9 protein-coding genes are annotated in these 12,569 nt (G+C 56.1%); 2 read left to right on the top strand and 7 right to left on the bottom strand.

Annotation, left to right across the window (positions count from 1 at the left end):
- Positions 1-48 precede the first annotated feature (48 nt).
- From PHA01_RS06515 to PHA01_RS06490, 6 genes are all read right to left on the bottom strand, one after another.
- Positions 49-1,224, bottom strand: a complete 1,176-nt coding sequence (locus PHA01_RS06515; RefSeq protein ID WP_271894113.1) for an ABC transporter permease — start codon at positions 1,222-1,224, stop codon at positions 49-51.
- The gene (locus PHA01_RS06510; RefSeq protein ID WP_112532361.1) at positions 1,221-2,219 is read right to left on the bottom strand and encodes an ABC transporter permease; all 999 of its coding nucleotides are present in this window, start codon (positions 2,217-2,219) and stop codon (positions 1,221-1,223) included. Before PHA01_RS06510 ends, PHA01_RS06515 begins: the two co-directional genes overlap by 4 nt.
- 4 nt (positions 2,220-2,223) lie before the next feature.
- Positions 2,224-4,149: an ABC transporter substrate-binding protein gene (locus PHA01_RS06505; protein WP_271894112.1), complete on the bottom strand. Its 1,926-nt coding sequence runs from the start codon at positions 4,147-4,149 to the stop codon at positions 2,224-2,226.
- Positions 4,143-6,032 (bottom strand): ABC transporter ATP-binding protein, encoded by a 1,890-nt coding sequence (locus PHA01_RS06500; protein ID WP_271894111.1) that lies wholly within the window; start codon positions 6,030-6,032, stop codon positions 4,143-4,145. Before PHA01_RS06500 ends, PHA01_RS06505 begins: the two co-directional genes overlap by 7 nt.
- Before the next feature lie 195 nt (positions 6,033-6,227).
- Positions 6,228-7,166: a polysaccharide lyase gene (locus tag PHA01_RS06495; protein ID WP_417020928.1), complete on the bottom strand. Its 939-nt coding sequence runs from the start codon at positions 7,164-7,166 to the stop codon at positions 6,228-6,230.
- Positions 7,167-7,183: 17 nt separating this feature from the next.
- Positions 7,184-8,527 (bottom strand): adenylate/guanylate cyclase domain-containing protein, encoded by a 1,344-nt coding sequence (locus tag PHA01_RS06490; protein WP_271894108.1) that lies wholly within the window; start codon positions 8,525-8,527, stop codon positions 7,184-7,186.
- Positions 8,528-8,959: 432 nt separating this feature from the next.
- Between PHA01_RS06490 and PHA01_RS06485 the strand changes: the two genes are divergently transcribed.
- On the top strand, positions 8,960-10,297 hold the full coding sequence (locus PHA01_RS06485) for a nucleotide sugar dehydrogenase (RefSeq protein WP_271894107.1): 1,338 nt from the start codon (positions 8,960-8,962) through the stop codon (positions 10,295-10,297).
- 12 nt (positions 10,298-10,309) lie between these two features.
- On the opposite strand, the gene PHA01_RS06480 is transcribed toward PHA01_RS06485, so the two are convergent.
- Positions 10,310-11,464 (bottom strand): DUF3095 domain-containing protein, encoded by a 1,155-nt coding sequence (locus tag PHA01_RS06480; RefSeq protein WP_271894106.1) that lies wholly within the window; start codon positions 11,462-11,464, stop codon positions 10,310-10,312.
- Between the two features lie 312 nt (positions 11,465-11,776).
- Here PHA01_RS06480 and PHA01_RS06475 point away from each other — a divergent pair, with 312 nt between their 5' ends.
- A complete protein-coding gene (locus PHA01_RS06475; RefSeq protein ID WP_271894104.1) occupies positions 11,777-12,568 on the top strand; it encodes a helix-turn-helix transcriptional regulator in 792 nt (263 codons plus the stop codon).
- Position 12,569 lies beyond the last annotated feature (1 nt).

The following is a 12,569-nucleotide window of genomic DNA, read 5'->3' as shown; positions in this document are numbered from 1 at the left end:
CATTCGAAACGATCGTGAGAACACGAACCCATCGGATTCTCATTTGCCTTATCTGTAGGGATCGGCAGCGTCACGCAACCCATCTCCCAAGAAATTGAACGCCAGGATAACAAGTATGACAGGAATCATCGGGAACAGCAGCCAGGGATAAAAAGCGATGACGCTGACGCTGCGCGCTTCGGTCAATAAAATACCCCAACTGGTGATCGGAGGCCTGAGGCCAAGCCCAAGGAAACTCAGTGCGGTTTCGCCGAGGATCATCCCCGGTATGGAAATGGTGGCCGTGGCGATCAGGTGCGACATAAAGCCGGGCACCAGGTGCCGCCCGATAATCCGGCCGCTCTTGGCACCCATCAACTGCGCCGCCAGCACATAGTCTTCCTCACGCAGCGAAAGGAGTTTGGAGCGCACGGAACGGGCGAGCCCGGTCCAGTCCAGCATGCCGAGGATGATGGTGATGCCGAAATAGATCAGGATAGGACTCCACGTCACCGGCATGATAGCCGCCAATGCCATCCATAGCGGCAGGCTAGGCAATGATTGCAACACTTCGATGACGCGTTGCACCAGCAGATCGAACAAACCGCCGTGATAGCCTGCAAGTCCGCCGATCACGATGCCGAGAACGAAACTGATGGTTATGCCGATAAGCCCGATCGTCAGCGATATGCGCGCACCATAGATGATGCGGGATAAGACGTCACGGCCAAGACGATCGGTGCCGAGCAAGAACATCTGGCCGTCCTTCGCCGGGCAGACAAGATGGACATTACCCTCGATCAGGCCCCAGAAACGGTAACTGTCACCACGACAAAAGAAGCGAAGCGGCTGAACATCGTTGCGATCGTTTGTGTACAGACGCTTGAGCGACTCCATATCCAGTTTCATTTGCCGGCCATAAACGAACGGACCAACGAAATTTCCGTCGTGGAACAGATGCACCCGCTGTGGGGGCGAATGGATAAAGTCGACATTGCGCGTGTGCAAATTGTAAGGTGCCAGGAATTCGGCAATAATGATCATGCCGTAGAGCAAGAGCAAGAATATGCCGGATGCCAAAGCGAGCTTGTGCCGCTTGAATTTCCACCACATCAAACGCGCCTGCGATGCAAGATGGATTTTCGCCTGCGCATCGGTCATCGCCTCGATCGACATTGGATCGAACGGGGCGGTGGAAACGTAATGTTGCAGGGGCGCGCCGGGCGGGGGAAGCGGTGCCGTCACTTGGTACTCCTGCCTTGCAAGCGAATGCGCGGATCAAGAAAGGCAAGCGCAATATCCGATATGAGCACGCCGATGACCGTCAGGAGTGCCAGGAACATCAAAAAGGAGCCTGCAAGATACATATCCTGACTTTGCAACGCCTTGATGAGCATTGGGCCGGTTGTCTCCAGTGAAAGAACGATCGCGGTGATTTCAGCGCCGGAGATGATCGAGGGCAATATGGAACCGATATCGGAGACGAAGAAGTTCAGCGCCATGCGCAGCGGGTACTTGACCAGCGTGCGAAACGGGTGAAGTCCTTTGGCGCGCGCCGTCATCACATATTGCTTTTGTAACTCGTCCAGGAGGTTGGCGCGCAAGCGCCGGATCATGCCGGCGGTGCCCGCGGTGCCGACGATAATGACCGGAATCCACAGATGGGAAAGAATAGACCGCGCTTTTTCCCAGCTCATCGGTTCGCCCAGAAACTTCTGATCCATCAGATGGCCAATCGATGTGCCGAACCAGATATTGGCGAAGTACATCAGTATAAGCGCCAGCATGAAATTGGGGATGGCAATGCCGAGAAGCCCGAACAACGTCAGCCCATAGTCGCTCCAGCTATATTGATGTGTGGCTGAGTACATGCCGATAGGAAAGGCGATGACCCAGGTGAACAAGATCGTGACGAAAGAGACGAGGATTGTCAGCCACATCCGTTCTCCCACCACCTCGCTCACCGGCAGCTGGTACTCGAAGGAATAGCCGAAATCACCCTGAAGCATGCCGCCAAGCCAATGGAAATAACGCAGCACCGGCGGTCGGTCGAAACCGTATTGATGGCGCAGTTCCTCAATCTCCTGCAGATTGACGGTTTCACCCTGGGCACGGAGCTCCGCGATCTGGCTTTCGAAGAAATTGCCGGGCGGCAACTCGATAATGGTAAAGACCAGGGCCGAGATGACCAAGAGGGTGGGGATCATCGCAGCAATACGCCAAAGGATATAACGCAGCATTTGTTTAGACCTGCTCCCCGCTCAGCCAGAAAGTATCAGGCATGTAAATGCCGAGATAGGATGTGGGATCAAAGCCGTACAGGCCCTTTTCGGGAACGTTCTGCAAACGTGATGTACGCACGATCGGTTGCAGCGTGCCATTGACAAGCCCGATCGAAAATACCTGCTGGGTATAGATGGCCAGCATCTGCTGCCAGATTTCGGTGCGCTCCGCCATGTGGGCGGATCGCTGCCAGCGCCCCAAAAGTTCAGTGAGCTCAATCGCTTCAGGAAGGTCCGGTGCCTTGCCCTGGCTGCCATGCGACAGGTAATGCATTCCCCAGAGCGGCCATTGCAGCTGATCGTCCATCGTGGGCGCCAGCTGTCCCGGGTTCATGTCGGCAGTTGCCACGCCGTTGTCCATGCCATACCAGATCGACATCATGATGCGCCCGCCCATGGCACGGCTGCGGAAAATGTCGCGCTGGGATGTGCGAATGAACAGCGCGATGCCGATCTTGCGCCAGTGATCGGTGACGAGTTCAAGCACATCCGTATCCACGGAGCTCTCGCCCGGCGTTTCGATTGTGATCTCGGCCAGCCGGCCGTCCGGGAGCAGGCGAATGCCGTCCTCATCGCGATTTTGCAATCCGGCCTCGTCAAGAAGCGCGTTGGCCTGTTGCGTATCGTGATCGATCCACGCATTGGCATATTCGGGCTTGAACAGGGGACTTTCGGGCAGAAGGGTATCAGCACTGGGAACGCCGAGACCGTAAAACACCGCCATATTGATTTCATGCCGGTCGATGGCAAGCGACAAAGCCCGTCGCACCCGCACGTCACGAAACAGCCCACGCCAGACGTCATCGCCGCAATTGAGATTCGGCAGGATTGCGACGCGCGAACCGCGCGTCATTTTCCACAAATCAACCTTCACAGGGTAGCGGTCTTCCGCGTCCTTCAGAAAGGTGTAATCGGCAAAATCAATGCCGGTTGCCTGCAGGTCGCTTTCTCCCGCGCCGGTTTTGGCGGGAATGATGGAGGACGAACTGACATTGAGCACGAAGCGGTCGATATAGGGCAGTTGACGGCCGTTCTCGTCGACGCGGTGGAAGAACGGGTTGCGTTCGAAGATGAATTGCTCCGCCGGCGGCGCTGTCATGTTTCGCCACGGATCAAGCGTTGGCAGCTTGGGATTCTCCGGCCGGTACGTTCGTGACATTTTGATATGAAGGTCAGCCCACTTCTTCACCCGCTGTTCCTTCATCAAGGCGGAAAGCCTGAATTGGTCCTGATACTCCTTGTGGAACTGCTTGAGATAGCCTGCAGGCCCGACGAGGACCAATGGCTGCGGCCCGGCGAGATTTGGCAGGAAATCCGGATTTGGCTTGTCCCAGGAGTAGCGGATGGTCCATTCATCGAGAACTTCAAAGCGCGGCAGATTTCCATCGACACGCAACACCATGGAGCCACCGCCAGGTGTCAGATCCTTGTTGAGCAGGACGTCCTCCCACCAATAGCGGAAATCATCGACGGTAAATGGAGACCCGTCCGACCATTTGTGGCCTTCGCGGAGCGTGAAAGTGAACACGGTGTCGTTTTCGGACTGAAAGCCCTCAAGAATATCAGGCTGGAAAACCAGACGTTCGTCATAGCCAATCAGCCGCGCATAACCGTAAATGGTCATGAACCGGATGTCTTTGGCACTGCCGATGATCGTGCGGACCGTTCCGCCATATTGCCCGGGGGTTCGTCCCATTTCCTTCAGGCGCACAATGCGCGGCCGCTTTGGCAATCGTTGCGGAAGCGGAGGCAAACTGCGCGCACGCAATTGATCGGCAAGATATTCCGGCTCAATATCGCGGTCGGCAGCACCTGTCAGGTCCGGCAGCATCGCGCAACCCAAAGCACCAAGGCCGAAAGTACCAAGGATAGTGCGGCGCGTTACCACGAACGTAACTCCCTTGCATCGGCATTGCGGCGCGCCAGGACGAGATGGCCGCCACCAAGATCGGCTGGAGCCAGTGTCGCGCTGTCGCCATCACCGGCGAACTGGGCACCCCAGGAGTGTTGGTCCGAGGCGCCACCCATCTTCAATGTTTCGAAGTCAAGCGGCCTGTCCAGATCGGGAAAAGGCACAGCCGCCAGCAGCGAGCGCGTGTAGGGATGAACCGGGTCACGAAGTATTATTTCGCGCGGTGCTATCTCGACAATCCTGCCTCCACACATGACGGCAATACGGTCCGCCATATAGTCGACAACGGCAAGGTTGTGGGAGATAAACAGATAAGTAAGCCCGAGTTCCTTCTGCAGGTCCTTGAGAAGATTGAGGATCTGCGCCTGAACTGAAACGTCGAGTGCCGAGACGGGTTCGTCGCAAATCAACAGTTGCGGCCCGAGCGCCAGAGCACGGGCGATACCTATGCGCTGGCGCTGACCGCCGGAAAAACTGTGTGGATAGCGGTTGAGATAGCGCTGGTCGAGGCCAATGGCCTGCATCAGCGCGCGCACCTTCTCCAGACGGTAAGCATTGTCGCCAAGTCCATGGATCTCCAGCGGTTCACTGAGGATGTTCTGCACTGTCATGCGCGGTGAGAGCGATGAGACCGGATCCTGGAACACCATCTGGATGCGGGTGCGCAACTCCATAAGCTCGTCGCCCTGCGCCTTGAGAACATCGATCTTGCCCCTGCCGTCATCAAAGGTGACGGAGCCGCTGTCAGGTGTGATAGCGCGCATCAATATTTTGCTGACCGTGGTTTTGCCGCTGCCGCTCTCGCCGACAAGACCGAGGCATTCGCCGCGCCTGATATCGAAGCTGATGCCGTCCACCGCTTTGACCAAGGTCTTGTCCTGCTTGCCAAACAGGCCCGATTTGCGGATGCCATAGGCTTTCACCAGGTCGCGAACGGAAAGAAGAATGTCCGGCGCGTTTTCGATCTGCTTTTTCTTTGCCCACAATGTGTTCGAATTGACCGGGACCTCGCGTAGTGCCTTCAGGCGTTCACCAGGCTTCATGTCAAAATGCGGTACGGCGGCCATGAGGCCTTTCAGATAGGGATGCTGCGGCTGACGAAAGATTGCGTCGACCGGTCCTGCTTCCATGATCTCACCGTGATAGATGACCACCACCTCGTCGGCCATATTGGCGACGACGCCGAGATCATGGGTGATGAGCAGCATTGCCATGTTCAGCTTGTGTTGAAGATCGCGCAGCAGTTCGAGGATCTGCGCCTGGATCGTCACATCAAGCGCCGTCGTCGGCTCATCGGCGATGAGGAGGGCAGGGCGGCAGATGAGCGCCATGGCAATCATGGCCCGCTGGCGCATACCACCGGAAAGCTCGAACGGATACATGTCATAGGTGCGACTTGGCTTGGCAAAGCCGACGAGACCAAGCATTTCTTCGGTTTTGGCCCGACGCTCGTCCTTTGTCGCGTCGGTGTGGATGGCTAGAACTTCGCTGATCTGATTGCCAACGGTGTGCAGCGGCGACAGCGATGTCATCGGCTCCTGAAAGATTTTCGCCATGCGGCTGCCGCGTAACGCCCGAATTTCAGGCCCATCCCGTGACAATTGCAGAATATCCGTGCTTCTGCCGTCGATTGGATCAGTGAACAGTATTTTCCCGGTGACCTTTGCCGTATTGGGCAGGATTCCCATAACTGACTGACTGATAACAGACTTTCCCGAACCGGATTCACCGACGAGAGCAGTGACTTTTCCCGGGAGAACGCGCAGGTTGGCGCCCTTGACGACTTGCAAACGTCCGCCAAGCATCGAAAACGAAATGCCCAGATTTTCGATACGCAACAGATCAGATTCCGACTTCATGCCAGCCAATTGTTCCCTCGGAGCCTTGTTCGTTGCTCACTTGAAATTGAACCTATCGCACGGCCTTGGGGGAGTCTAGCTGGCTCTATGTGCCGATGACATCGCATACCTTTGGCGGAGGCTATGCGATGATCAGCTTTGCCCGCAATTCAAAGCGATATGGCGTCCTGGAGGTGCGAGATGCAATAAGAACAATCAAGGTGCGGGACAAATCCCCGGACCAAGCACGTCTTCACAGCGCGGCGAACGGCGGAAATTATCGTAATATAGGGTCCACTCGGTCTTGTCGGCAGCTCGATAAGGACCAAATTTGAAATACTGATTTTTACCAAGGCCGTTGTCGCCGTGACCGATATGCCCTTTGACTGTCACGATCCATTTCTTGTTGGCGAAAATCTCGATATGGCCGGACCCGTCAGGACCGGGCTTGGTGTAAATGGCGAAATCAATCCAGCCGGAATCTGGCGAAGGCAGTTTGTTGCCATGATCGGTCACGGTGATCGCATCGGTGCAGCTGTTGAACTGGCTACCGTCCTGAGGTGTCCAGGACCCGTCAGTCGCTATGAGCGCGCGCATCTGGTCTGTGTCCGGCCGGAACCAGACCGGCGTTTGGTTGTTGGCGCAGGCCTGGACAGGACTTGCCCCTTCCGCTTTGGCAGGCGCGACATAATTGGTCTCGACGGTCGCGAACAGCTTGCCCTGGTTCAGGCGCAGCGCCAGGAAAGGACTGAAATCACCCACCGCGTCGGGCCCGATCTCACGCTTCCATTGCGCGATAAGATAGCGATGGTCGCCTTTTGGAATTGGATCGGCAAACTTGACGGCAAAACCATACCAGACACCTTCCGTATAGGGCACACGACGGTCGGTTTTCTCCCAAATCTCAGCCCGTTCGCTGCAGTTCTGTTTGACGTTTGGGCAAAATGGCTTGACGCTCAGCTTCAGCGCGCCCGTACCGGTCTGCTTGACGTCGGACTGGAACTCGAAACTGCCCGCGCGCTGCTCGAAATTCTTGCGGTAGTAGAGTCCGCTGCTTGCGGCAAAATCCTTGCCGTCGAAACCATCAAAAAGCGTGTCGCTTCCTGGCTCTGCTGCCGCATCAGTCAGGTTTAGAGTTGCGGCAAGGAGAGCCATGGCGACGATCTTTCCTGTCATTGCATGAATTTGTCTATCATGGGCCGCCGTTCCTGGGTCTTGGCATCGCGATGCAACAGCATAACCTGTTCTGCATCTGACAGGCCATCATAGGTGACCTGATCATATGCATCGTCAAGCTGGGCTGTTTGTTCCGACGTTTTTGGCAATAGAACCGTGACTTTCTGTCCAACACCGCGCAATTTTTCCTCGCCCAAGGTGACCCAGTCGCCACCACAATAGGTGGCAAATGCCTGACTGGCGATAACCTCGCGCGAATATTTCTTGGTGAGGCCCTGCAAGCGCTGCACTTCGTTGACGGCAGAGCCGAAAGCCGAGAAGGTCAAGCGGTCTTTCAGACCGACATTGCCAAACATGACGTTACCGACGTGCAGGCCAATGCCATAGCGAATATCGCCAAGACCGTCCTTGCGCCGCTCCTTGTTGAGTTCTGCGACACGTGCCTGCGCCTTGAACACCGCATTGAGAGCGGTTTGGCAAGCAATCTTCGACGGATCCTTATGACGACCGCAGGGATAGACCGCCAAAAAGCCGTCGCCCATAAAGCTGAGAATTTCGCCGCCACCCCGATTGAACGGGGCCGCAATCGCATCAAAAAAATGATTGAGCGTATCGATATAGGCTTGCCTGCCCTCTTTTTCGGCCAGGACGGTCGACTCGCGCATATCGCCCATGACAAGGGCGGCCCGGATCGTGTCGCCATCACCACGCCTGATCTGGCCGTTCAGGACGCGCTTGCCGGCATTGCCGCCGAGATATGTGGTCAGCATGTTATCCGCGAGTTTGCCGAGGACCGCCATTTTGGCGGCAACTGCCAGATGGTTCTGCAGTCGCAGGAGCGCGGCGATCATGGCATCGCTGAACCCCTCCTTGCTGTCGGTTGACCAGGAACCCATCATGCCCTGCGTCGACTGACCGCCAAAAGGCTGCAAGAAAGCGAGATAATCGGTGACGCCTTCCTGTCTCAACTCGTCGAGAACGGGGAATTCAAGTTGTCCATCGACGTCGATGCGTCGCCGCAAATGTTCCAGATTATTGCTGAGAAGATAGAAGTAGGGGCTCAAAAGGAAGCGTTCAGGCTTTCCGGCTGGGTCGTGCCGGTAACCTTCAACACTCATGCCACTTGCACGTTTCCAGGTGAATCCCAGCGCATCGTAGAGCGGATGCAGCATGGAAAACGAGAGATTGACGCGGGCGATCGGCAGGCCCGCCGCCGCGATACGTTCGCAAAAGCCGCGGACAATAGTCTCCAGATTTTCCCCGGCAAGCGACGTTTGTGTGAGCCAGTCGGCTACCTTGTCGAGAAGTATGCTGGATACGTCAAATTCGCTCGTGCTCATCCGGTGTCGTCCTTGCAAATGCGAGCCACGTCCACTTTCCCGCACCCAGTCGTTGCTCCCAAGCAAGCGTGATCGATCGCACGAACCTGTCAGACAACGGGAGGAAGATGAGCGAATCGGATAGTGGTGTCAACGTCGGCGACAGGGGTGATAACACCGCAATCTCACCGGTCCGATACAGCTCAGGCGGGTCGTTCGGCGGGAGGTCCTCTGTCAGTCATTATTTCCATTTGCTCAAATGGGCATGTTGCCCAATCGAAACAATAGGCAATTGTCACTTGATTGTGAGCTGCCTGTCGACAGACATGTGGTTTGTTTCTTGAAAAATCTTCGCGACAGGTCGCGACCGTCCACGCTTGACAGCCAACGTCGTAGCGGCCATCTAAAACTGACCCGATAGCCGGCAGCGGCGCTTGTACAAGAAAGAACATATTGGCTTCGTCCCCTTTTTCCGACCTCTCCGCTAAAATCTCAACGCGGCAGGCCCACGCCGGTGTTATAGGGCTTGGCTACGTCGGATTGCCGCTGGCGATTACTCTGGCGCGCAGCGGTTTTGCCGTTACCGGTTTCGATATCGATCCGGACAAGAAAGTCTCGCTCGATGCGGGGCGCTCCTATATCGAAGCGGTAACGGACGAGGCTCTCAAAACCGAGGTGGCAGCGAAAAGATTTGCCTCGACAAGCGACTTTTCCGAACTTGCAAAGTGCGACGTCATCATCATCTGCGTGCCGACGCCCCTGACGAAACATCGGGATCCAGATCTTTCCTTTGTCGAGGCGACCTGCCGCTCGATTGCGGCGGCCTTGCGCCCCGGGCAACTGGTCGTACTTGAGTCGACGACCTATCCCGGCACGACCGACGAGGTGGTCAAGACGATCCTGGAAAAAACCGGTCTCAGATCCGGCACGGACTTTTTCCTCGGATTTTCGCCGGAGCGCGAAGATCCTGGCAATCGCGACTTCCACACTGCCACGATCCCGAAAATCGTTGCGGGCGACGGCGAGGAGGCACGCGCGTTGATGCAGGCCTTTTATGGTGCGGCGGTAAAAACCGTGGTGCCGGTTTCGTCCAATGCGACAGCCGAAGCGGTCAAGCTCACGGAAAATATCTTCAGATCGGTCAATATCGCGCTCGTCAACGAACTCAAGACCGTCTACGCGGCGATGGGTATCGATATCTGGGAGGTCATCGAAGCAGCGAAGACCAAACCCTTTGGCTATATGCCCTTCTATCCTGGGCCAGGACTCGGCGGCCATTGCATTCCCATCGATCCGTTTTATCTGACGTGGAAATCGCGTGAATATGAGCTACCGACAAGGTTCATCGAGCTGGCCGGCGAAATCAATTCCGCCATGCCGCGCCATGTCGTCAGCAGGCTTGCGGAGGCGCTGGATGTTCGGGCAGGCAAGGCGCTCAGCCGTTCTCGTATTCTTGTCCTGGGACTGGCTTACAAGAAGAATGTGCCGGATATCCGCGAGAGCCCGTCTTTGCGGCTGATCGAGATCATCGAGGAACGTGGCGGAACTGCACATTTTCATGATCCTTTCGTTGACGAAATCCCGACAACGCGTGAATACATGGCGTTGAAGGGTCGCAGGTCTGTCGATCTCAACGAGACTTCAATCAGATCCTACGACGCCATTCTGATCTCGACCGATCATGATCGCGTTGACTATGCTGCTCTGGCGAAATGGGCGCCTCTCATCCTCGATACGCGCAATGTTTTCACCAGGCTGGGACTGATGGCCGGGCATGTCGTGAAGGCGTAGCCGGTTGACGTCCTAGGTCATTTTTGCTTTCAGATTGCTTGCTGCCATAGCATAGCCACCCATTGCGCCATCGATAAAGTGAATGTGGTCGTGGGCGCGTGGCGTCGGCACGAAACAGGTAATCAGCGCGGCATCCTGCCGGTGCAAGCCATATTGAACGATGCCGGCTTTCGCAGCATTTTCGAGCAGCATTTCGATGCGGTGCGAACGCTGGCCATCGATGTCGATGGTCATCTTGAGGCCGTCGTCGAATTTGCGGAAATCGGAATTTTGCGACAATTCGATTTTGTAGCGCCTGGGATCGAAGCCGCCCGCCGTAAGTCCGAGCCTGTCGAGCAGAAACGTTAAAATGATCTGTCCGATAATCGCAAGTTTGCGGGAAATGCGTTTACCCGCCGGAGCGGTGGCCCGCGCTTCGGCATCGACGCCCTTGATCAACAAGTTTATCGGCGGGCCTTCGGCGGGAAGTGGGTGGGCGCCGCGGCTTTGCTCGGCTGTAACGGCAATGATATCGCCAACAAGCGTCTGGAATTCCTTGCCGGCACCTGATGGCCCCGGCACTGCGATGATCGACACGATTTCGCCGTTGCGTGCCTCAATCGGATTCCAGCGGCAGGAAAGGCCGGTCAGGTCAGGCCGCGTACCCGAAGGAGCCGGTTCGATCGCGTAGGCGCCTGCTTTCATCTGCGCTTCCGCCCAACTCGCCCCACCTCCGGCAAACATCGCGTAAGAAACGTCGGGGCTCACCCTGAAGCGGGCGACCCGCACATCAAGGCCCTCGGCTCGGATATCGCGCATGGGGACAAGGGCGGCGCGCAGGTTCAACTGCAGTTCATCGGCAACCCAGGATTGTACAGCTGCCAGCGCTTCACGAGCGAGCGGAACGGTGAATGCCGGTAGTGCCACCAATGCCCCATCGCCACCGAAAACGAAGGGATAGTTTTTCCTGTCGAGCACGTTGAGGAGCGCAGAGATGACACTCACGCCGGCCATGTTTACAGCCTTGTAGCGTCCCGCCTTGATCGCGAGGGTCGAATCAACAATGTCGGCCGTTGCCAACACCCAGTCATCCGGGAGTGGCTTATAGTTGCCGGGGTCGGAAACACCCTCGAAGTGTTCGAAGACAGGGAGCGTTTCAAAGAAGTCGCCAGATGTTTCTGTGATCATGCGCAAGGGTTAGCACAATCCAAAGTGGCGAGCGATGGGCGAACTGCATTGGGCGATGTCTGGACTTATAACGGAAAAACAACGGCCTCCTAAACTGGACAATAGATAAGGACTATCAACTGCAGATCGCTGTTGCGTTGTAAAAATGTGACAAAGAAAGAATACAATAGTTGATCGACTTGTGCCTCGGGCAAAGGTAGTGCAACCATATGCATGTTATTGATTCTGTGCCTTTTCAACCTGTTCGAATTTTTAAATTTTAACGAGGATACCGGCATATTTTGCTGCCACGAGGAACGGTTCACTCCCACGATGCATTTTAATCTGGCCCACTTTCCGGATTTCGAAGAAGGTTTTATAAGTGGGGCCGTCAAGCACGACACCCTTGAAATGCTTGTTGGCATCAGGCAGCAGCTGAATTGCCGTCACATCACGCATGTGGGCCATAGCGATCAGCCTGGCCCTTATCGCGGTCCTGCTCCGGATATATCTGTGCTCACCACTGTGCCGACGAAATGGGTGATGCGCTATGCAGCCAAGAACTACTTCGCCATCGATCCAATCATGCATGCCGTCAGGGCATCCAGACAACATGGAAACGCACCTGGCACCATCCGCAACCTCGCAGCAGAGGGTGGATTGTCGATAGAGGCGAGACACTTTCTGCGCGATTGCGAGTTGCGTGGTTTGGGTAATCTCTACCTAATGGTCGATGTTTCGAATGCACATGGTTTTCGCGGCGTTACGCTTTTTAGTTTCGACATTGAACCGGCACATGAAGTGGTATTCGTGGACGGGATGCGAAAGCGGTTGGCGACAGTTTCCACGCGCCTGCACAACGTGCTGCATGGCAATCGTAATCCGGGTCTTGCAGCGGTCGTCGCGAAGCTGCTGACGAAACGCGAAATGGATTGTTTGTACTGGGCCGCCAACGGTAAAACCGACGGTGAAATTGGTGAAATTCTCAACATCGCCCGCTGGACCGTAGTGACCTATCTGCAGAACGCCAAGAACAAGCTTGGTTGCTCCAATCGCACTTCAACGGTGGCGACAGCGCTGGCCCTGGGTGTCATCGAGATGCCAGCCATTGCCAGCAGGTTCTAGA

Origin of the sequence: Candidatus Phyllobacterium onerii, assembly GCF_028331445.1 — a bacterium.
GTDB classification, from domain to species: Bacteria; Pseudomonadota; Alphaproteobacteria; order Rhizobiales; family Rhizobiaceae; genus Phyllobacterium; species Phyllobacterium onerii.
Note: the sequence above shows the minus strand (reverse complement) of the source record. Positions and strands in the feature narration are given on the sequence as shown.

Bases quoted from the DNA above. Each gene is read 5' to 3' on its own strand.
- PHA01_RS06510 (WP_112532361.1), bottom strand. From the start codon at position 2,219: ATGCTGCGTTATATCCTTTGGCGTATTGCTGCGATGATCCCCACCCTC.
- PHA01_RS06500 (WP_271894111.1), bottom strand. From the start codon at position 6,032: ATGAAGTCGGAATCTGATCTGTTGCGTATCGAAAATCTGGGCATTTCG.
- PHA01_RS06495 (WP_417020928.1), bottom strand. From the start codon at position 7,166: ATGGCTCTCCTTGCCGCAACTCTAAACCTGACTGATGCGGCAGCAGAG.
- PHA01_RS06490 (WP_271894108.1), bottom strand. From the start codon at position 8,527: ATGAGCACGAGCGAATTTGACGTATCCAGCATACTTCTCGACAAGGTA.
- PHA01_RS06480 (WP_271894106.1), bottom strand. From the start codon at position 11,464: ATGATCACAGAAACATCTGGCGACTTCTTTGAAACGCTCCCTGTCTTC.
- PHA01_RS06475 (WP_271894104.1), top strand. From the start codon at position 11,777: ATGCATTTTAATCTGGCCCACTTTCCGGATTTCGAAGAAGGTTTTATA.